We start from the raw sequence: 21,033 nt of genomic DNA, 5'->3' as shown, positions 1-21,033 counted from the left end.
GGAGCTTACGTCAGGGGTTTTTAACTTTGTCCATCACTTTCAGCGGACGGTTGGATTTGAGTACCAGGGCATAGCTGGCCTTTTCTGCGACTTCAAAGACCATCGCCAGACCGGCACGAACGTCCGGCAGACTCACGTTGGTTTGCGCAATCTCATCAAAAACGACTTCGCCAGTTTGGTAAATAGCCAGTACGTGACCCACCTGCAAACCTTCACGCTCACCTTTATTCAGTACGACAATATCCCAGGTGCCAATCTGGGTAACGCCACCATCAACGGCGATCATAAAGGCATCTTCGACGTCTACATCGGGAGCCCGGGGCTGAAAAGTCGCGTCCAAAATTCGCTCATCCAGCGGCAGCAACCGGTCGCTGATACGAACCTCTTCGGTCACACGGGTAACTTCGAGCTCTACTACCGGGTCCGACAGACTGCTTTTGGTCTGCGCGTTACCAATGTCCTGAGCCTGATAACCCAAGATTTCGAGGGTGGTTGGGTCACGATACACATCTCCCGCGCGATAGATGCCATAAGCCCGCTCGCCCTCGGGAAAATAACCGCGACCATAGATTGTGTCGCCATTAGCGGTTATCAGATGCTCCTGCCCTCCGGCTACAACATAAGACGAGGACTCCAGTAAATCCGGGCCAATGATGCGATGACGCATCAAGAACGCATTAACATCGTCCAGAGGAATCACCGGGATGGCCAGGTCCAATGGTGTAATTCGCATATTAGGTGTGAGCTTTACGTCCCGACCCCGCGCCAGCGACAAGCGCGGACGACCGTCTACATAACTCAAATAAATAGTATCCCCTGGGAAGATCAGGTGGGGGTTATCTATCTGGGGATTAACATCCCATACCTCAGGCCAAAGCCAGGGCTGCTCCAAAAACATATCCGATATGCCCCAAAGCGTGTCGCCCTTCTTGACGACATAGCTCTCTGGCGCGCCGGATCTCACCGACGCATCCTGCGCCAGGCTTATCCCCGGCAGTACCAGGGCGCACATTAAAAGAACACTGGTCCACCAACCCCGCAGGCGGGGGCTGTTCTTACGTGAAGCTGAGGGGGCGTTAATCAGCCATTTTGTCATCGGTATTTCTCCCGGGCACGGAGCTTGCGCAGTGTTCGCGCATTAATGTCCACGTTATACTATCGCAGTCTACGGTAGAAGTTAGATTGATGGCAGTCCTCGATATTTTAGAATTTCCCGATCCGCGTCTTCGCACGGTGGCAAAACCCGTGGAAGTCGTCGATGACGCTCTTCGCTCACTCATCGATAATATGATCGAAACCATGTATGCCGCCTCGGGTATCGGTCTGGCTGCAACGCAGGTAAATGTGCATCAGCGCCTACTGGTGCTGGATACTTCAGAAGACCGCGATACGCCCATGGTCTTTGTAAACCCCGTAGTGACCATCCTTGACGATACCTTGGGCAGCTATGACGAGGGCTGTTTATCGGTGCCGGGCTTTTATGAAGAAGTGAATCGCCCCCAAACCGTCCGGGTCGATGCAATGGGACGTGACGGCGAAGCCTTTAGTATGGAACTGGACGGCTTGGCGGCCATTTGTCTCCAGCACGAGATTGACCATCTGGATGGCAAACTGTTCGTCGACTATATCTCGCCTCTCAAACGTAACCGAATTCGCAGCAAGCTCGAAAAAGCCCATCGGCTGCGAGCCTGAGCACGAGGTGTCTAAGCTGCGCCTGGCCTTTGCGGGCACGCCCGATTTCGCCGCTCAGCACCTGGCAGGACTCATAGGCTCACAGCACGAACTGGTTGCAGTGCTTACCCAGCCGGACCGGCCCGCGGGTCGGGGTAAAAAAGATCGCCCAAGCCCGGTAAAGATTCTCGCTGAAAATCATCAGATTCCACTACTACAGCCACCCAGTCTTAAAGACCCTCAAGCATTGGCGAGCATTGCCGCGCTGCAACTCGACGCCCTGATCGTTGTAGCTTACGGATTGATCCTGCCGCAGAACGTATTGGATCTGCCGCGCTATGGCTGTCTAAACGTCCACGGGTCTTTACTGCCGCGATGGCGCGGTGCCGCGCCTATACAGCGCGCAATAGAGGCCGGCGATAAAGAAAGTGGCGTAACCATTATGCTGATGGATGCAGGACTGGACACTGGCCCCATGCTCGCCCACGGTCCCTGCGCGATTTCGGCGCAAACAAGCAGTGGCGATCTCTATGAGCAACTTGCAGAGATTGGGCCAGCGCTGTTGTTGGAGGTACTGGATGATCTACCCGCGCATCTCAGCGCAGCCACCGTTCAAGATGACGAACAAGCCTGTTACGCGGCAAAGATCACCAAAGAAGAAGCCCTTGTTGATTGGACGGACGCAGCGACTGGCATCGCCAGACGCGTCAATGCATTTAATCCCGCACCCGGGTGCTATAGCTTTTTTGAAGGGCAACGCCTGAAGATATGGGAAGCTCAGCCTGTTGCCAGCGACTCAGATGAGCAACCTGGAAGTATTCTCACAAGCGACGATCACGGTATTACCGTGCGCTGCGGTGACGGCGCAATTGTGCTGCAAAACCTGCAGATGGCGGGATCAAAGGCAATGCAGGCGCGTGACTTGCTGCGCGGACGCGGTGATTTGTTTGCCCCTGGCAAGCGCTTTTCCATGCAAGCCGGCACATGAAGCCCGGAGCAGCGGTTCGCGCCTGTGCCGCTCGAACAATTGCTGAAGTATTGCGCGGAAATTCTCTGGACCGGGCGCTGGAGTCCCATCTCCCCACACTTCCCGAGCGCGACCAGCCCCTGTGCCGCGAAATATGTTTTGGGACTCTGAGGCAATACCCGCGCCTAAACGCACTGCTAAATCAGCTCTTACAGAAACCGCTTCGGGCCAAGGATCGTGATGTCCACGCCCTCGCGCTGGCCGGCCTCTATCAACTCACAAGCATGCGTATTCCTGCTCACGCGGCCGTAAGCGCCACGGTGGACGCCGCGACGGTGCTAAAAAAGCGCCAACTATCGGGGCTGCTCAACGCGGTGTTACGGAGGTTTCAACGTGAAGAGGACGCACTCAACAGCGCGCTCAGCGAGGCGGCAGCGGCCGCACAGCCCGACTGGCTGTGGGATGCACTGGGTGAACATTGGCCAGAATATCGAGAGCAAATAGCCCAGGCAAATAATAGTCATCCCCCCATGACCCTGCGGGTGAATCTGTCTCGGATTGAGCGCGATACTTATCAACAGCAATTGGCGAATGCGGGAATCAGCTCTCACGCCGGCGCCCTCAGCCCCGCGGCACTCACTCTTGAGCAAGCGGTTGATGTTACCCAGCTGCCAGGCTTTGGCGACGGCTTGTGCAGCGTGCAAGACGAAGCCGCACAGTTAGCCGCGCTGTTACTGGCTCCCAAGGCAGGGGAACGTATTCTGGATGCCTGTGCCGCACCCGGTGGTAAAAGCTGCCATATTCTTGAACAGCAATCCACAGGCCTTAGCCTCATCTCGATGGATATCAGTGAAGAGCGCTTACACCGTGTGCAGGAAAACCTGGATCGCTTAGGGCTTAGCGCGACGCTACTGGCCTGTGACGGCGCGACACCCTCAGCGGCATTGAGAGAAAGCGCGCCTTTTGATGCCATGCTGCTGGATGTTCCATGCTCCGCAACGGGAGTCATTCGGCGTCACCCGGATGTAAAAATTCTGCGTCGCGAAGAAGACGCCAGGAGTTTTGCGGCGCAGCAACGCGCGATTCTGGACGGAGTCTGGCCATTGCTTAAAGCAGGTGGGCGCCTGCTTTATGTCACCTGCTCTATCCTGCCGGAAGAAAACAGCCAGACGGTGGCAGAGTTTCTTGCCCGGCAAAATGATGCCACCGAAGAAACACTTGACCTGGCAAGTACGCAAGCCTGCTCGCACGGTCTACAATTACTTCCAGACATCAGCGGCACTGACGGACTGTACTTTGCGATGTTGCGTAAACAGGGCTGAGGTTTATTTCATGGCGACGTTTGAGCGGAGAATTCCCCATATCAGACCTGTATTGCTGCAAGTGATTGCAGTACTGTGCAGCCACCGCAACGCTGGGGTTATAGCGGCATGAAAATCATTATCGCGGGTGCCGGACAAGTGGGCGGAACGCTCGCAGAGCACCTGGCAAACGAAAAAAACGATATTACGATTGTCGATACTGACAGCGAGCGTTTGCGTGCCCTAAAAGATAGTCTGGACATCGGTACTGTAACTGGCAGCGCTTCGCACCCGGACTCCCTAAGAGAAGCCGGTGCCAAAGACGCCGAAATGCTGATTGCCGTCACCAACAGTGACGAGATCAACATGATGGCCTGTCAGGTTGCTCACACTTTCTTTCGTACCCCGCGAAAAATCTCCCGCGTTCGCTCGCAGGCTTATCTGGATCATCAGGAACAACTGTTCTCTGCAGAAAACATTCCCGTAGACGTCATTATTGGCCCCGAGCAGCTGATCACATCGTCTATAAAGCAGTTGATTGTCAATCCGGGCGCTTTGCAAGTGCTGGATTTTGCAGAGGGCCGCTGCCAACTGGTCGCTGTACGAGCAGTCCACGGTGGCCCTATTGTGGGCAAAGAGCTCAGTACCATTCGTGAGCATATGCCTAAGGTCGACACCCGTGTTGCCGCCATCTTTCGTAGGGACCGCGCAATTATTCCCAAGGGGGACACGGTCGTCGAAGCCAACGATGAAGTGTTCTTCATTGCAGCGAGCAAGCACATTCGCCAGGTAACCTCCGAGCTGCGTCGGGTTGATAAGCCCTATAAACGAATCATGATTGCGGGCGGTGGAAACATTGGTGCGCGGCTGGCTCAATCGCTGGAAACTGACTTTTCTGTAAAGGTTATTGAGTACAGCCGCAGCCGCTGTCGGATGTTGTCAGAGCAACTCAAAAACACATTAGTCATTGGCGGCAGTGCCGCTGAGCCGGGGCTCCTTGCAGAAGAAAACATAGATCGCACAGACGTTTTTTGCGCGCTTACGAACAATGATGAGTCAAACATCATGATGTCCATGCTGGCCAAGCGCATGGGAGCCAAGAAAGTAATCACGCTGATCACTAACCCAGCCTATGCCGAACTTGTAGGCGACGAAATTGATATTGCCATCTCACCGCAAGAAATCACCATTGGCAGTCTTCTTACCTATGTACGCAAAGGTGACATCAGCGCGGTGCATGCGCTGCGTCGAGGAGCCGCAGAAGCTATTGAGCTTGTTGCTCGCGGCGATGCTTATTCGTCAAAAGTAGTAGGCCGACGCATTGAAGAAATCCCCTTGCCTGACAGTGTCACCATTGGCGCTATTGTTCGCGGCGAGCAAGTACTCATCGCTCACCACGACCTGCTGGTAGAAAGCGACGATCACGTGATCCTGTTTTTGGTCGATAAACACAAAATCCATGCCGTGGAGAAGCTCTTCGCTGTGGGCTTTGGTTTCTTCTCCTAGGCCATCACATGCACTTTTCTATCAGTCTGCGCATTCTTGGGCTACTGCTGACTCTCTTTAGCGTCACCATGCTGCCGCCACTGTTGATAGCGGTGCTTGCTGATGACGATACGGTCACAGGCTTTATTTCTGCCTTTGCGATTACCTTGATGTCCGGTGCGACGCTTTGGCTACCTCTACGCGGAGTAAAACGCGACCTGCAAATTCGTGATGGCTTTTTGGTCACCGCGCTCTTCTGGATTGTCCTGGGACTGTTCGGCTCCTTACCTTTTGCCCTTACAGAATCCCTGAACATGGATATCACCGACGCCATTTTTGAGTCTGTGTCGGGACTAACCACCACGGGCGCCACTGTACTGACAGGCCTGGACGAGTTACCCGCATCCATTCTTTTGTATCGCCAAATGCTGCAGTGGTTGGGCGGTATCGGAATTATCGTAGTCGCCGTTGCGGTATTGCCCATGCTGGGTATTGGTGGCATGCAGCTCTATCGCGCAGAAACACCGGGCCCCAGTAAAGACAGCAAACTCACGCCCCGGATCACCGAAACGGCCAAGGCGCTGTTTACCATTTATCTGGCACTCACGGTGCTTTGTGCCGGTGCTTATAGTCTGGCGGGCATGTCAGGGTTTGACGCGGTCTGCCATGCCTTTGCAACGGTAGCCATCGGTGGCTTCAGTACCCACGACGCAAGCATGGGCTATTTTCAGAGCGACGCCATTTACATGGTCAGCACCATGTTCATGCTCATATCGGCACTCAACATCGGTTTACATTTTGCGGCTTTTCGTCGTCGCAGCATGGTTGGTTACTGGGAAGACTCCGAGGCACGTTTTTTTGCGGGCGCCATGGCCGTATGCGTGGGAATCACCTGTGCGTACCTGATGTTCTCTGAAACATTAAACACGCAGGACAGCCTGGTGCACGGTCTGTTTCAAGCCGTTTCCATCACCACGACTACCGGTTTTGCGACCCAGGATTTTTCGATCTGGCCCGGCTTTCTGCCCATGATGCTGTTGATGTTTTCGTTCATGGGCGGCTGCGTAGGATCTACCGGTGGCGGTATCAAAGCGATGCGCCTTATGTTGATTTATAAGCAGGGAATACGTGAGCTAAAGCAGCTGATACATCCGCATGCCATTATTCCTCTCAAAGTGGGTAACCGGCGTGTAGAAGCCACGGTAGTCAGTGCCGTGTGGAGCTTTTTTGCCGTCTATACCTTTGCGTTTATTGTGATCATGCTGGTGTTGATGGCAACCGGCCTGGACTTTATCACCGCGTTTTCTGCGGTGGCTGCCGCGCTTAATAATCTCGGTCCGGGCCTCGGCTCCGTCGCCGCTAACTACGGTGAGATCAGCAACTTCGCTAAATCCGTTCTGTGTTTTGCCATGCTATTGGGACGCCTCGAGGTGTTCACGCTGCTAGTACTGTTTACGCCGATGTTTTGGCGTAATTGACATTTAAAGGTCTGGGCTTTTCTCACTGTCGCCAAGTGAAGCCACAGTCTGGCGAATCTCCTCATAGAGCTTTGGATCACTGGGAGTAACCGACTCCGGATCAAAGCGCTCCCCAAAGGATCCCACGGAGAGAGAGGCCATGACCTTAGCGCCAAAAAAGGGCGCACCGGCCAGAAAGGTATCAAGCACGCCTGCCGCGCCGCGCGGGCCTGGGGATGCCGACAGGGCAATCAGCGGTTTTCCTTGGTAGACCTCGGGCCTAATTCGCGAGGCCCAGTCGAAGACGTTCTTGTATGCCACCGTATAGGAACCATTGTGCTCGGCGAAGGAGATAATCACGGCATCTGCAGTGCCGATTAAATCGAAGAAATCCTTGGCAGGTCCGGGAATTCCGCCCTCTACCTCTCGCTCGACACTGAATATGGGCATTTCAAAGTCGTTGAGATCAAGGTAGGTAATCTCCACCGCGGGGTTTAGACCGCGAAGGGCTTCACCTGCATAGCGAACCAGCATGCGATTGATCGACGTTCGGGAATTTGAGGCGGCAAAGGCGACAACGTTCATATTTGGTTTCTCCTGTTTAGATATTTGAATCAATCGATAGAGCCGAAATCACCGCGCTCATAGGCGGCAACTATTTGCTCTACATCTTTCTCCGTAGCCATGGCAAAAGGCCCTTTCTGCACGAAAGTCTCGCGAAGCGGTGCAGCCTCGACCACGACGATCTTAGCGCCCACCTGACTATGCAGCTTGAGTTGCACCTCGTCGCCGCCGGAGCGAAGGGAGATCGCCTGCCCTTGTTGCAGGCTCACCCGCTGATCATCGATGACAAGCTCCGAATCGCCGGATACCGAGTGAACCCAGGCGCTGTTTCCTGCAGCAACACTATGGGAATAAGTCCCTCCCGCCCGAAGCTGCGCGTCAAGGATAGTCAGGGGTAAGGCAGGTGAAGACGCACCACGCACGCCGTTGCTTTCACCGAGAACAACACGCACTCGATAGCGCTCGGATTCGACGGTCGGTATTTGCGCGGCCTTGACGTGAAGCGTCCGCGGATCATCGTACTTGTTAGCGGCGGGAAGATTCACAAACATCTGCAACCCATGCGTTCGGCCACCGGGTGCAGGTTTCTCGTCGTGCATGCCGCCTCGGCCGGCCTTTAGCCAGTAGAGGTCGCCGGGCATCAAATCGATGTCGTTGCCGAGGGAGTCGCGATTGTTGAAGACGCCTTCGCTGTCTTCGAAGAGAACCGACACCGCAGAAATTCCTGCGTGCCCGTGGGGGCCGAAGGTGGGCGCGGCCATGGTGAAATGATCGACCATGATCAGTGGATCCATGAGGCCGTCGAAATCCTCATGCCTGAACGTCAGCGCTTCGAAGCCACTCCCTATTCTCAGCTGCCCCGGATCAACGGGGTCTGAGATGACGGTAGGCTGGTGGGGGACCGGGCTGGCGATACTAACTTTAGCGTTCATGATCTGTCTCCGTGCTGAGTGATGCCCCTATAAAGCCATGGATTAAAGCAGACCAGAAGTGGCACAATCAGAAAGAAGCGTTCTATTAATAGAACGGTAGTGCCCGACAGGAGTCCCGTTTGGACCTGAACGACTATTTCTACTTTGTGCATGTCGTGGAAAAGCGCGGCTTTGCTCCGGCGAGCCGGGCCCTGGACATTCCCAAGTCTCGTTTAAGCCGGCACGTACAGCAGCTGGAAAAGCGGCTGGGCATCCGACTCATTCAGCGAACCTCACGGCAGTTCGCAGTGACGGACGTCGGTCTGGAATTTTATCGCCACGCGCGGTGTGCTATTGAATCCATGGAGGCGGCCGACGCCGCGGTTACCAACCATACGCAGACCCTGTCGGGAAGAGTTCGCATTTCCTGCTCCGTTGGAATGGCCCAATTTGCTCTTAGCCAGATTGTCCCCAATTTCCTGATCAACAATCCCAATGTGGAAATAACACAACAAGTAAGCAATGAGACCGTGGATCTGGTGGAGTCCGGCATCGACATAGCCCTTAGGGGACATATGGGCCCACTGCCTGACTCAAGCCTTATACAACGTGTCATCGCCCCTTCGCCCTGGCGTCTCTTCGCCGGACAGACTTACCGGGAGCGGGTAGATTTGCCCACGACGCCCGAGGAACTTCGCGGACATGCAGGATTAAAGATGGGTTGGACAAGCCCCCACGGTGAGTGGTCCCTGCGAGGCTCAAATAAGGAGCAGGTGTCGGTTCCCTTCTGCGCTCGGCTTTGCAGCGACGACATGGTGACACTCAAGCAAGCTGCAAGCGACGGCTTGGGGATTGTCGCGTTGCCCGCGTATGTGTGCCGCAAAGAAATCTTAAGTGGTCAACTGCTACACGTACTCCCGAACTGGTCAGCGGGGGACGCGCATATCAGCGTCGTGATGCCCTCTCGCAAAGGGGTTCCGCCGGTTGTTCGCGCATTTTGCGACGTCCTGGGCAAGGAGTTGCCGCGAGTAACCGCACTCTGATGCAAAAATCGCCTTAGCAATAGCTGGGAGCCTGAGGCACAGACATTGCCAAAGTATCAAAAATTGCTGTATCACTATCCCTATGAGCCAGATCACTTCGCTTTACGTCTACAAAGTCATCGACCAGGCGAGTCCAGGCGTGGCAACGGACGACCTGGTCGAAGCTTTGGGTCTCCGTCCTGAGGATCCAGTCGATGCAGCAAAAATGGTTTCTTCATCGGCGTACTACGACTTCTTTGCCCGGCTTGCGGACAGGGATCCCGACGGCCTGCGCTTGCCGCTTCGAATCGGGGCGGCCATGCGCAGCGACGACTATGGCGCTTTCGGTCTTGCATGGAAGTCAGCGCCCAATTTGCGTGGCTCCTATGTGAGGTCCGAGCGCTATGGGCATATCCTTGGAAACGCAGAATCCTATTCTCTTGAAAAGACCGTCGATGGCGTGTTCTTCCGCCTCGACAAAGTAAACGATGGTCACCCAGGAGCGCTTCTTTCAAATGAAGCGAGCATGTCGGCGGTGAATACCATTAGCCAGGAAGTCAGTACCACGAACTTCAAGCCCCTCGCCGTCTATTTTAAGCATGCGCCGAGGGGCGATATAGCTGTCTACGAAAATCATTTCGGCTGCCCGGTGCATTTTCGTTCCGGGCGCGATGCTTTGCTTGTCAGCCAGCAGAGCATGACGGCTCCAAACAAACTTGGCGACCAGACCATTGCCAAATTTTTTGACCAGCATCTAGAGCAGGAACTCGCTTTACGCACAGACGACACTGCATTAGAACAACAGGTTCGGCGCGTGATTGCCAACGTATTGAGCGAGGGGGTGCCGAGACTGTCACTTATTGCAAACGAACTAAGCATTAGCTCTCGAACGCTCCAGAGACGCTTATCAGATCAGGGGCTTTCTTTTCAAAGTGTGGTCGATATGGCACGTAAAGATCTTGCACAGCAGCTTTTACGCGAGACAGACTACAGCCTTGCCGAAGTGGCATTCCTGACTGGCTTTGCCGAACAAAGCGCCTTCACTCGGGCATTCAAACGCTGGGCGGGCCAAACGCCTCGCTCTTATCGATTGGAGACTATCCACCGCTGACGAAAAAACTTGTCGCCATTGGCCAAAACTTTGGCATGGACAGGCAAGAATCACCGCCCCTGCTTCCCACAGAATTGACTTGCACACACCACTAACGGAGCAAGTCCATGAAATCACCCATCGAATCACAAGACCTCACACTCATTCTGGGGGGTACCGGGAAAACCGGTCGGCGTATTGCAGAAGGTCTGAAAGCCAAAGGCTGCAAGGTACGGATCGGATCCCGGTCCGCGATCACTCCTTTTGACTGGAACAATCAAAGGAGCTGGGAGGCCTGCCTGGAGGGCGTAACGGCTGCCTACATAACCTATGCCCCGGATCTTGCGATGCCCGGTGCGCCCGATGCCATTGAAGCCTTTGTGAAGCTCGCGAAACAGCAAGGCGTCAAGCGTCTGGTTTTGCTATCAGGCCGCGGTGAAAAAGAGGCTCAGGCCTGCGAGCGGATCGTGCAGGAGTCTGGACTCGAATGGACCATCGTACGCGCGAGCTGGTTCAGTCAGAATTTCTCCGAAGGCGCGTTCATCGATATGGTTCTGAACGGTGCGATTACATTGCCCGCAGGCGATCAAGTCGAACCGTTTGTGGATGTCGATGATATTGCTGACGTGGCCGTCGCGGCCTTCACGGAAGATCATCACAAGGGAGAGGTTTATGAAGTAACGGGACCGCGGCTGATGAGCATGTCTGACGTGGCCGAGGACCTGTCGCGCGCTACCGGCCGCAAAGTCGTTTACGTTGATGTTCCGCACGATAGTTTCGTATCGGAGGTGGCTGACTCCGGTGCACCCGAAGATGTGGTCTGGATGCTGGACTACCTTTTTTCTACCGTACTTGACGGCCGAAACGCGCATCTGACCGACGGGGTGCAGCGCGCGCTTGGGCGTCCGCCCAAGGACTTTGCCGACTATGCCCAAGATGTCGCCGCCACGGGTGCATGGAGGCCGGTAGCATGAGCCGACTTATTACAAGAACCACGCTGGCCATCTGCGGAGTGATCCTGGGTCTCATTGGCTGTGCTTTGATTTTTTCACCGCAGGCGTTCCTGCAGATGAGCAATATAGTTGTGGAGAAGGACCCCGGCTTGATGTCAGAACTCATCGCACCAACGGGTATTTTGCTGATGAGTGGCGCGTTTATGATACTGGGCGCTGTGCAAATGCGCTTTGCAGGTCTTGGTCTGGTATGTGGCGCTATCGTATACGGCAGCTATGGAACAGGTCGTGTCGTTAGCGCGGTGATCCACGGATTTCCGTCGCAATCGTTGATCACGGCGGCGCTCTTTGAACTGTGTATCGCCGCCTTATTGGTGGCGCTTCTGTGGAGGCAGCCCCATGAGCTATGAATGGCCTTTGTATCTCTGTCTGTTTCTCGCTTTGTGGAGCGCGGTAATAGCCGGGGTGTTCTCCGCTTTTTCTGAATTCATCATGTCTGCACTGCTACGGGCCGCTCCTGCGGCGGGCATCGAGTCGATGCAGCACATCAACAGGACGGTACTCAAAACTCAGTTTGTCGCCGGTATATTGTTGATCTCGGTCTTTTCGATCTTATTTGCTGCCTATGGTTTTTTTGTCTACGAGGGTACGGCTTTAGCCTTGATCCTTTTGGCGTCGTTAGCCTATGTGTCCTGTGTTTTTCTTGTAACGATGTTTGGCAATGTACCGATGAACAAAAAACTTGAGGAATTCGACTATAGATCGGTCGCGGCAGCAGATTACTGGATTGAGTACGGACGTGTTTGGACCCGGCTTAATCACTTTCGATCTGTGGGGGGAATTTTGACCGCGGGGCTTTATGCCTTTGCGGCAATCATCCTTATTCACAGTGGGCAGGTCTGAAGCAGATGAAATTGTGAGGCTCAAGATGATCTGGGTAATTTTGGCAGGTCTTGCGACGCTCGCACTCGCCCTGGCGTGGGCTGCAGCGGTTTTCGTTGGCGGCAGTGCGTTAAACATTGACGCTAGTCACGCATGCCGGTACCCCGAGACTGTTTAATCAGCTCGTAAGCTGCCTGAATCTCCTGAGCTTTTTCAGTAGCAAGTTTCAACATATCCTCAGGTACACCGCGAGCGGACAACTTGTCGGGGTGGTTTTGGCTCATGAGTTTTCGATAGGCCCGCTTCACTTCTTTGTCCGGCGCGTCTTCACTCACACCCAGTGCCGCGTAAGCATCTGACACTGTCGGCGCCTCGGGATGCCCGGCCTGCTGATGAAAATGCTCCTGCGCCGTGGCCATGCGCAGAAACTCTTCAACCGCCTGAGCGCCGTATCCCAATAGCCCGCCGATTTGCAGCAGCGCAGATTTTTCACCGCTGTGTAATTGGCGGTCCGCCAACGCAAGCGTCACCAGGAACAACATCATAGTTTGCTTGAGCGCCGGATGAGCGCCACCGGCAAGCAAAAAGCTTTGAATGGTTTCGTCTGCAGAGAAGCCGTCATCCCCGCCTTGCTTAAACAGCAAAATCGCGTCATGACGCTGGTCGTCAGACAAACCCAATTGCCGAAAGATTCCTTCGGTATGCGCGATTTCGTCTTCTGATATGCGCCCGTCAGATTTTGCGACGTAACCCATGAGCAAAAACGTACTGCGAAAAAAGTGCTCTTTAACCTTCCCTAGATCGGCCGAGCCCATACCCAGAACACCCGCCAAGCCCCGATCAAACATGTGGCCCAGAACAAGACCAAAAATCAGACCAGGAAAACCCGCAACAAGTACGCCTAGAATTCCCGCAACCAACTTACCGAGAAACATTAATAACTCCGTTTGAATAAAAGAGATGGAACGAGAAAATGTTCAGTCTTTGCCTGGCTGCCAGTCTCGCGCATAGTAATCCACCGGGCCCCGTGGTCGGACACGAAAGCGCTTGTACTCCCACTGATACTGTTCGGGCGCCATTCGTACGCAACGCTCTACTCCATCGTTCAAGGCTTTTAACGATACCTGTAAATCATCGCTGTAAATGCCGTCGTCAGCAGGAATGTAATGCAGGCGGTAACCGCCGGGAATACGCTCGGCAAAACCAAAAAATGCCTGGGCCCCGCTTTTCGCCAGAAGCTTGCTTGCCAGGGTCATCGTAAAGGTGGGCACACCCATAAAGTTACTGTTCTCGCCTGACTCCACCACCGGCGGGACCTGATCCGGCAAAATGCCTGCAATGCCGCCTTTTTTAAGACACTTCACCAGTTTGGCGAGACCCCGAGGGTCCGTGGGAACCAACACGGAGCCGGAACGCTGCCGCGCCGCGCGCACCATATCGTCCAACTGCTTCATATGAGGCGGCTCGTATAAAGCAACGGATTCGCCCATCTCACAAATATGCAGTCCCACAATCTCCCAGTTACCCAAATGTGGACCCAGCATCATTACGCCGCGGCCACTACCAAGAGCCTCGCGAACGGTATCGTCACCCACGATTTCCAAAATATGGGCCCGCACCTGATCCCAAGGGCGGTTCCAGATATAGCCCATCTCCGCGGCCAGTTCACCGGTGGCCTGCAGCGAACGCTTTGCAAGCTGCTCTTTTTGCGGATCCGACAGCTCAGGAAAAGCCAGGCCAATGTTTCGCTCGGTCACCCTTCGGGGACTGCCACCCAACATCCAGGCAAGTTTGCCCAGCCCACGACCAATCGCCCTGGAGGCGCCTAATGGGAGCAAGGAAGAGGACCAGAGCAAAAATGTAATGAGACGGCTTTTCACAAATGTTATTCGGATTTGGGGCTTAGCTTGTGCAATAGCTGCGTATTGTGCCGCTGTTACTGACGGTATACTACGGGCCTTTTGCACCTCGCACAGGAATTCGCGTGAGCCAGTATCCCGATCAAGCATCAGACCCTATCAGTTTTCAGGAACTTATCCTCAGATTGCAGCAATTCTGGGGAGAGAAAGGGTGTCTCATCCTTCAGCCTCTGGACATGGAAGTAGGCGCCGGTACCTTTCACCCGGCGACTTTTTTGCGCTCTTTGGGTCCAGAGAGCTGGAATGCGGCCTATGTGCAGCCCAGTCGCCGCCCCACCGATGGCCGCTACGGTAAGAATCCCAATAGATTGCAGCACTACTACCAGTTTCAGGTGGCCATGAAGCCATCGCCGCCGGAGTTTCAGGAGTTTTACCTCCAATCCCTGCAGGCGTTGGGTATCGACACGCTCACCCATGATGTGCGTTTTGTCGAAGACAACTGGGAGTCACCCACCCTGGGTGCCTGGGGACTCGGTTGGGAAGTATGGCTAAACGGTATGGAAGTCTCGCAATTCACCTATTTTCAGCAAGCAGGCGGCATCGAGTGCTATCCGGTTACCGGCGAGATTACCTACGGTCTTGAGCGTATTGCGATGTACTTACAAGGTGTAGACAGCGTTTACGATCTCCTTTGGACACGCAGCCCCCAGGGCCCGGTACTCTACGGCGACGTTTTTCATCAAAACGAGGTGGAAATGTCGCAGTACAACTTTGAAGAGGCAGACGTGGATTTTTTGTTTGCGCAATTCGATCACTGCGAAAAAGAAGCCGCACGTCTTACCGAACGTTCACTGCCACTGCCCGCCTACGAAATGGTCATGAAGGCGTCACATACCTTTAACCTTTTGGATGCCCGCCATGCAATCTCGGTAACCGAGCGTCAGCGCTACATTCTTCGCGTGCGCACTTTGGCGCGAGGCGTTGCCCAGGCTTACTTTGATGCCCGCGCGGCGCTGGGATTTCCTATGGCCGAGGCAGGTATTCGCGACGAAGTCCTCGCTCAGTTAAAGGAGGCGGCAGCATGAGTCATCAGCCTTTGCTTTTGGAGATCGGCTGTGAGGAGCTGCCTTCGAGCAGCCTGGAGCAACTCGGTATTGCGCTCCATGACAATCTTGTCGCCAAGCTTGCAGATAAAGGTCTCACCCACGGCGCAAGTCGTTGGTTCGCAGCGCCAAGACGACTGGCCGTGCTCATTGATGATTTGCTTGATCAGGGCGCGGACGAAACCAAAGAAGCGCTGGGACCGCCGCTGGCACAGGCAAAAGGCGCGGACGGTAACTGGACCCGCGCCGCCGAAGGCTTTGCGGCCAAACAAGGCGTCTCTGCCGATGAACTGGAACTGATTGATACCCCCAAAGGACAGCGCCTGGGATTCAAACAAGTCGTCAGCGGTGCAAAAACGCGGGAATGTCTATGCGAACTCGTCAATGAGGCTATTGCGGAGCTGCCCATTGCAAAACGTATGCGTTGGGGGGCGGCTCGCAGGGAGTTTGTGCGACCCGTGCACTGGATTGTTCTGATGTATGGCGATGAACAGGGGTTTGGCGATGTTTTAGGCATTTGCAGTGGCAACGTCTCCAAAGGACACCGCTTTCATGCGCCAGAGCCCATCAACATTAAGTCAGCGAGTGACTATCCAGCATTGATGCGGGACGCATGGGTCATCGCAGACTTTAGCGAACGTAGCAATCTGATTCGCGAGCAGGTCGAAGCGGCCGCAGTGGCCGTTGGAGGCCAGGCACTGATTGATACTGATCTGCTTGGCGAAGTCGCAAGCCTGGTGGAGTGGCCCGTTGCTCTGGCTGGTAGCTTTGACACCACATTTTTAGAGGTTCCGGCCGAGGCTTTGATCTCGTCTATGCAAAGCCATCAAAAGTATTTTCCGGTAGTCGATGGCAGCGGCACCTTAATGCCCAACTTTGTCACGGTGAGCAACATAGAAAGCAAAGACCCCAGTCAGGTGGTTGCCGGTAACGAGCGGGTGATAAGACCCCGGCTCGCCGACGCGGCGTTTTTCTTTGAACAGGATCGCCAGCACACTCTCGCCTCGCGAGTAGAGCGACTGGGTGGGGTTGTGTTTCAGAAACAGCTCGGGTCCTTGCTCGATAAAACTCAGCGGGTTCAAAGTCTGGCTGGCGAGCTTGCGACGCTTATGGGTGCCGATAAGGCCCAGGCCGAACGCGCGGCAGAGCTTTGCAAAGCCGATTTAGTGTCGGACATGGTGCTGGAGTTTGCAGACATGCAAGGCATCGCCGGTGCGTATTACGCACGCAATGATGGCGAAGATCCGGCGGTGGCCGATGCCATCGCTCAGCACTATTGGCCGACACAGGCGGGAAGTGAATTACCTCAAGGTGATGTCGCGGTAGCCGTGGCACTTGCCGATCGTCTGGATACTCTGCTGGGAATCTTTGGTATCGGTCAGCCACCGACGGGATCCAAGGATCCCTTTGCTTTACGGCGCGCGTCCATTGCGGTGCTTCGCATAATGATCGAGAAGCAACTCACCCTGGATTTGCGTGACACCCTGGCCCTTGCCGCCCGAGGTTTTGCCGAGGGTGTTATCAACGACGAAGCACCCGAGGCCGTCTTCAACTATATGCTTGAACGACTTCCGGCACTGTATGAAAACGACAATATTCCTATCGAAGTTTTCCGGGCCGTGCGCGCCAGCGGTAGCGCCAGACCCAGCGACTTTGATCGACGAGTTCGCGCAGTGCAGGCCTTTGGCCAGCGTCCGGAGGCGGAAGCGCTCGCGGCAGCGAACAAGCGCGTGAGCAACATTCTGGCAAAAGCCAAGGACCGCGACGAAAGCATGGTCGTAAGCGCCAACTTACTCCAGGAGCCGCAAGAGATAGCCTTGGCTGCGGCTATCGAGGCAGCGGCATCAGATAATATAGAGGTACTGGCAAAGGCAGACTACGCGTCGGCCCTAAGTCGACTTGCGGAACTTAGAGAGCCCGTGGATGCCTTTTTTGATGGGGTGATGGTCAACGCCGAGGACCCTGCACTCAAGGCCAATCGACTGGCATTGTTGGCGCAGCTTCGCGCGCAATTTATGCACATCGCAGACATCTCTGCGCTGGCTGGCGGAAAGAGCGAGTGAGTAAATTCCCAGCGGCGGTGTGCCGGGACAGCAGTTGATCGAGTCGGCGCTCAACGATCCATCGCTGCTGTACGCCATGCTGGGGCTTGTCTGTGGCGCAGTAATAGCCTGGATGTGGCGCGGTGCAGAACTGTCTAAATCACGAGGCGATCTGGAGGAACAACGAGACCGCCTTCAGGAGCTGGAAATTGGTCATGCAAGCCTCTTGAGTGAGCGGGAGATTCTCGCCGAACAGTTCGAAAAACTGAGCATCAGAGTCACAGCGCTTCAGCAGGAGCGGGACTTACTCTCGTCGACCAATGCAGCTTTAAGCGCGCGACAGAGCGCCGATCAAGAAAAACACAAAGAACAAATGGCGCTGCTGGAAAACAGTAAACGGCAGCTGGCCATGGAGTTTGAAAACCTCGCAAATCGCATCTTCGAAGAGCGTGGCAAGAAATTTAGCAGCGATAATCAACAATCCATGGAGTCGTTACTCAAACCCTTTGGGGACCAAATCCATCGGTTCCAGTCGCGCATCAACGAAGTACACGAGCAGTCCATTCGCGGAAACGAAGGACTGGCGGTAGAGCTTCGCAACATGATGGGCGTGGGTCTGAAGATGAGCGATCAGGCCGAGAATCTGGCTAAAGCTCTCAAAGGTGACAAGAAAACCACGGGCAACTGGGGAGAGGTGCAGTTAGAGCGTACCTTGCAGCTGGCTGGCCTGGAGCCTGGCAGTCATTACGAGGCGCAAAGCAGTTTTCGTGACGTTGAGGGCAAACTGCGAATTCCGGATTTTGTTATCAAGCTGCCTGATGGTAAGCATCTGATCATCGACAGCAAGGTATCGCTGGTTGACTATGACCGCGCCGTGGCAGCAGAAACCGATGAAGAGCGCCACGATGCGCTCAAGGCCCATGGACAGGCCTTAAAGCGACACATCGATGATCTTTCTGCAAAGGACTATTCCTCGCTCAGCGGTATGAACAGTCCCGAACTTGTTTTTATGTTCATGCCCATCGAGGCGGCGTACATCGAAGCGCTTAAATTTAACAAAGAGCTCTTTAACGATGGCTATCACAAGAATGTGATCATGGTCTCTCACACCACGTTGCTACCGATGCTGCGCACGGTTGCCAGCCTGTGGATTGCCTATCGCAGCAATGAAGAAGCGCGGGCCATCAGTGAGATGGCTGGCGAGATTTACAATAAAGTCTGTCTGGTAGGGCAGCGCCTGGAAGACATGGGTAAAACGCTGAGCACCACCACCGACAAGTACAACAAAACCGTCACTGCCTTGGTGGGTAAACAGGGCCTTTATGGAAAGGTCGAGCGCTTTAAGAGCACCGCGGCCAACGCAAAGGGCGAGCTACCCAAAACAACAACGCAACATCCAACCATTGAGCATGATCGACTGGGTGTGTTGAGCGAGCCTTTAGGGCAAACACCGCCCCCGTCAAATCTCAAAGACGAACCTGAAATCTAAAGATGTAGGCTCTGATCCGTCAGTTTCCGCGCTCAGCAAGCTCATCATCCGAAAGGTAAACAAAGAACACGATCACGCCGATACACACTATGTACCGTTGGGCTGCGCCCAAAATGCCCGCACCCAGAGGGGTCTGCCACTGCTGAAACCAGGTTTCAGCGATGAGTATAAACACACCGAACAACATCGCGAGCATTACACCGCAGCCGACGATGCCCGCATGTTTGGCCCACTGAAAACTTGATGAATCTGATCGCCTGAGCGACCACATCCTGCCCACGCTCATGAGGCACAACAGCCCCGCGAGCGCTTTAGATAATGGGATGACCGCCCAACAGAGGGTGACGAACCAGGGCGTCTCTATTTTTTGCCAATCAGCGACCCCAGTCGCGCCATCACCAATCACCACCAGAGAGACAAGTGCAAGATCAGCTTCCATGGATGTAAGATTAAAAACAGCACCGATGAGGCAGAACAAGCCCACCATAAACAACATCAATATCTTGATAATTCGTAAGCTCATACTCTGGCGCTCCGTTGTCAAACAGACCCTAAGGCCGACACATGCTCAAAAATAGAGTAGCTTAAAAAGGCTGGCCCTACCTGAAAAGTTGATGGCCTGAACCTGGCTTCGAAGCTTGTGCTGCTATCTCGCTTATCTCAACATAAGCCAACGCAGTAATCACTCCGCCCCCATGAAAAGACCATCTCTAAAACAAATCGAATACATCCTGGCCGTGGCTAAGAGCGGCAGCTTTCGCGGAGCTGCTGACGAACTGGGTATCAGCCAGCCTACACTCACCGCTCAGATAGCCCGCGCAGAAGAACTGCTGGGGGCAAAGCTCCTGGAAAGATCCCGAAGCGGTGCTTACTTCACCCCCGTGGGCCGTTTGTTTGAACCACAGGCACGTCGGGTGATTGAAGCCATGGAGGAACTGGGGCAACAGGTTGGAGACTCGCGGGCCAACGAGAAAGCCACCTACCGTTTGGGGGTGAAAGGCACACTCGGACCCTACTTGTTGCCGCAGATACTTCCAGCATTGCGAGAGGCTCATCCGGGACTTCGGTTTTATGTGCGGGAAGACTCGCCACTGGGCTTAGAGGAGGGTATTGCCCATGGTGACTACGATTTGATCATTACATCCTTACCCATCAATACGCCAGACCTGGTACAGGAGCCGCTTCTGCGCGAAAAAATTCTCTTGGCAGCTTCTCAAGAGCATCCCCTGTCGAAAGTGTCTGTGTGGCAGGGAAAGCACCTAGCGGGTGAGCAAGTGCTTACTACGGAACATGGGCATCAGTTTGCACGGCAGGTTGAGGCGGTATGTAATCGACTGGGTGCGGAAGTGCTTCGGGACTATGAGGGGAGCAGCCTGGACGCACTGCGATTAATGGTCGTCATGGGCATGGGCCTGGCGTTTCTTCCCGCGCTTTACGTCGAATCAGAGATCAGTGCAGAAAGTGGTCTCACCGTAAAGGAACTCGATGACGAATCTATCGCCAGATTACATGTACTGGCCTGGCGACCCAGCAGTCCAGCCCGGGGGTTTTACAAAGTGCTGGCAAAGGATATTCGCGAGATTATTGGGGCGCGGTTGGGTCACGCGGTGCAGGTGCTGGATAGCTTATAGCGGTGATACCGCCGCGACGGTCACTTCTTCATTCGGTGCTGACTCAGCAATAGTCACCGCAGCGCAATTGCTAAGCCCCAGCGCCGGTGGGCTCAATGACAGCGTGAGCGGCGCAAACTTTTCGAGAACATTCAGGCCCAGCAGGTTGCGTCCTGCTCCGGGAACCACGATCACTTCGGTGGCCCCCAGCTCGCATCCTTGGCCAAGCTGCAGCCCGGTTACCGAATAGACACTCAATTTCCGAACGCGACCATCCGCCATACGCGCGGCAACTTCACGCACTTTGCGTGAAGATCCATGGTCATTGAGGCGATCAAACAAAGCGCTGTTAATTGTCGCAATCGCTGCTCCGGTATCGAGCAGAAATGTGGCTGACTCTCCATCCACATTCAGCACCAATTCCAGCGCACCGCCGGTACCAGCGCTTAAGGGAAAATCCACTGTATGTTGGGCAAGAGCGCTCGTGGCAATAACCAGAAGTCCAACAAAGCAAAACAGGTGGTGGGGGTGCTTACGCATGGGCACGGTGCTGCAAATGTTGCGCCAGACATTCATAAAGCCCGGTTTTGCTAGCCTGCAGTGCTCCCAAAGCGATGATTTCGGTAG

At 54.7% G+C, this 21,033-nt stretch carries 21 protein-coding genes; 14 read left to right on the top strand and 7 right to left on the bottom strand.

Annotated elements, in window-relative coordinates; genetic code table 11:
* Positions 1–10: 10 nt before the first annotated feature.
* Positions 11–1,096: a LysM peptidoglycan-binding domain-containing protein gene (locus R0135_RS11950; RefSeq protein ID WP_407347086.1), complete on the bottom strand. Its 1,086-nt coding sequence runs from the start codon at positions 1,094–1,096 to the stop codon at positions 11–13.
* Positions 1,097–1,185: 89 nt separating this feature from the next.
* Here R0135_RS11950 and def point away from each other — a divergent pair, with 89 nt between their 5' ends.
* From def to R0135_RS11925, 5 genes are all read left to right on the top strand, one after another.
* Entirely contained in the window at positions 1,186–1,692 is a 507-nt protein-coding gene (def, locus tag R0135_RS11945; protein WP_407347085.1) for a peptide deformylase, read from the top strand.
* A 7-nt stretch (positions 1,693–1,699) separates the two neighbouring features.
* Positions 1,700–2,659: a methionyl-tRNA formyltransferase gene (gene fmt / locus R0135_RS11940; RefSeq protein ID WP_407347084.1), complete on the top strand. Its 960-nt coding sequence runs from the start codon at positions 1,700–1,702 to the stop codon at positions 2,657–2,659.
* Positions 2,656–3,960: a 16S rRNA (cytosine(967)-C(5))-methyltransferase RsmB gene (gene rsmB, locus R0135_RS11935; protein ID WP_407347083.1), complete on the top strand. Its 1,305-nt coding sequence runs from the start codon at positions 2,656–2,658 to the stop codon at positions 3,958–3,960. Before fmt ends, rsmB begins: the two co-directional genes overlap by 4 nt.
* A 108-nt stretch (positions 3,961–4,068) precedes the next feature.
* The gene (trkA, locus tag R0135_RS11930) at positions 4,069–5,445 is read left to right on the top strand and encodes a Trk system potassium transporter TrkA (protein WP_407347082.1); all 1,377 of its coding nucleotides are present in this window, start codon (positions 4,069–4,071) and stop codon (positions 5,443–5,445) included.
* 8 nt (positions 5,446–5,453) lie between these two features.
* Complete coding sequence (locus tag R0135_RS11925) at positions 5,454–6,902, top strand: TrkH family potassium uptake protein (RefSeq protein WP_407347081.1); 1,449 nt, start codon at positions 5,454–5,456, stop codon at positions 6,900–6,902.
* Between the two features lie 3 nt (positions 6,903–6,905).
* On the opposite strand, the gene R0135_RS11920 is transcribed toward R0135_RS11925, so the two are convergent.
* Both R0135_RS11920 and R0135_RS11915 read right to left on the bottom strand, forming a co-directional pair.
* Positions 6,906–7,466, bottom strand: a complete 561-nt coding sequence (locus R0135_RS11920) for an NADPH-dependent FMN reductase (protein ID WP_407347080.1) — start codon at positions 7,464–7,466, stop codon at positions 6,906–6,908.
* Between the two features lie 29 nt (positions 7,467–7,495).
* On the bottom strand, positions 7,496–8,377 hold the full coding sequence (locus R0135_RS11915; RefSeq protein WP_407347079.1) for a pirin family protein: 882 nt from the start codon (positions 8,375–8,377) through the stop codon (positions 7,496–7,498).
* 119 nt (positions 8,378–8,496) lie between these two features.
* Here R0135_RS11915 and R0135_RS11910 point away from each other — a divergent pair, with 119 nt between their 5' ends.
* From R0135_RS11910 to R0135_RS11890, 5 genes are all read left to right on the top strand, one after another.
* On the top strand, positions 8,497–9,399 hold the full coding sequence (locus tag R0135_RS11910) for a LysR substrate-binding domain-containing protein (protein ID WP_407347078.1): 903 nt from the start codon (positions 8,497–8,499) through the stop codon (positions 9,397–9,399).
* 82 nt (positions 9,400–9,481) lie between these two features.
* Positions 9,482–10,489, top strand: coding sequence for an AraC family transcriptional regulator ligand-binding domain-containing protein (locus R0135_RS11905; RefSeq protein WP_407347077.1), 1,008 nt, complete (start codon positions 9,482–9,484; stop codon positions 10,487–10,489).
* A gap of 107 nt (positions 10,490–10,596) precedes the next feature.
* Entirely contained in the window at positions 10,597–11,442 is an 846-nt protein-coding gene (locus tag R0135_RS11900) for an NmrA family NAD(P)-binding protein (protein WP_407347076.1), read from the top strand.
* A complete protein-coding gene (locus R0135_RS11895; protein WP_407347075.1) occupies positions 11,439–11,831 on the top strand; it encodes a DUF4345 domain-containing protein in 393 nt (130 codons plus the stop codon). Before R0135_RS11900 ends, R0135_RS11895 begins: the two co-directional genes overlap by 4 nt.
* Positions 11,821–12,324 carry a DUF1772 domain-containing protein gene (locus tag R0135_RS11890; RefSeq protein WP_407347074.1) on the top strand — a complete coding sequence of 168 codons (504 nt, stop codon included), beginning with the start codon at positions 11,821–11,823 and terminating at the stop codon, positions 12,322–12,324. The genes R0135_RS11895 and R0135_RS11890 overlap by 11 nt, the downstream gene beginning before the upstream one ends.
* A gap of 122 nt (positions 12,325–12,446) precedes the next feature.
* Here the strand turns inward: R0135_RS11890 and djlA are convergent, their stop codons facing one another.
* Positions 12,447–13,238 carry a co-chaperone DjlA gene (gene djlA, locus R0135_RS11885; RefSeq protein WP_407347073.1) on the bottom strand — a complete coding sequence of 264 codons (792 nt, stop codon included), beginning with the start codon at positions 13,236–13,238 and terminating at the stop codon, positions 12,447–12,449.
* 42 nt (positions 13,239–13,280) lie between these two features.
* On the bottom strand, positions 13,281–14,183 hold the full coding sequence (locus tag R0135_RS11880) for a lysophospholipid acyltransferase family protein (RefSeq protein WP_407347072.1): 903 nt from the start codon (positions 14,181–14,183) through the stop codon (positions 13,281–13,283).
* Between the two features lie 104 nt (positions 14,184–14,287).
* Between R0135_RS11880 and glyQ the strand changes: the two genes are divergently transcribed.
* From glyQ to rmuC, 3 genes are read left to right on the top strand one after another with little or no spacing between them, the layout of a single operon-like run.
* Complete coding sequence (gene glyQ / locus R0135_RS11875) at positions 14,288–15,247, top strand: glycine--tRNA ligase subunit alpha (RefSeq protein ID WP_407347071.1); 960 nt, start codon at positions 14,288–14,290, stop codon at positions 15,245–15,247.
* Positions 15,244–17,328: a glycine--tRNA ligase subunit beta gene (gene glyS, locus R0135_RS11870; protein ID WP_407347070.1), complete on the top strand. Its 2,085-nt coding sequence runs from the start codon at positions 15,244–15,246 to the stop codon at positions 17,326–17,328. Before glyQ ends, glyS begins: the two co-directional genes overlap by 4 nt.
* A 34-nt stretch (positions 17,329–17,362) precedes the next feature.
* Positions 17,363–18,796 carry a DNA recombination protein RmuC gene (gene rmuC / locus R0135_RS11865; RefSeq protein WP_407347069.1) on the top strand — a complete coding sequence of 478 codons (1,434 nt, stop codon included), beginning with the start codon at positions 17,363–17,365 and terminating at the stop codon, positions 18,794–18,796.
* 19 nt (positions 18,797–18,815) lie between these two features.
* Here rmuC and R0135_RS11860 read toward each other — a convergent pair whose 3' ends face one another.
* A complete protein-coding gene (locus tag R0135_RS11860) occupies positions 18,816–19,319 on the bottom strand; it encodes a DUF2165 family protein (RefSeq protein WP_407347067.1) in 504 nt (167 codons plus the stop codon).
* A 172-nt stretch (positions 19,320–19,491) separates the two neighbouring features.
* Here R0135_RS11860 and R0135_RS11855 point away from each other — a divergent pair, with 172 nt between their 5' ends.
* A complete protein-coding gene (locus tag R0135_RS11855; protein WP_407347066.1) occupies positions 19,492–20,427 on the top strand; it encodes a hydrogen peroxide-inducible genes activator in 936 nt (311 codons plus the stop codon).
* Here the strand turns inward: R0135_RS11855 and R0135_RS11850 are convergent.
* Entirely contained in the window at positions 20,422–20,946 is a 525-nt protein-coding gene (locus R0135_RS11850; protein WP_407347064.1) for a retroviral-like aspartic protease family protein, read from the bottom strand. The two genes, R0135_RS11855 and R0135_RS11850, sit on opposite strands and share 6 nt — an antisense overlap.
* Positions 20,947–21,033 lie beyond the last annotated feature (87 nt).

The organism is Congregibacter variabilis (assembly GCF_045689235.1).
In the GTDB taxonomy this organism is placed as follows: domain Bacteria; phylum Pseudomonadota; class Gammaproteobacteria; order Pseudomonadales; family Halieaceae; genus Congregibacter; species Congregibacter variabilis.
This window is presented reverse-complemented; position numbering and strand designations above follow the sequence as displayed.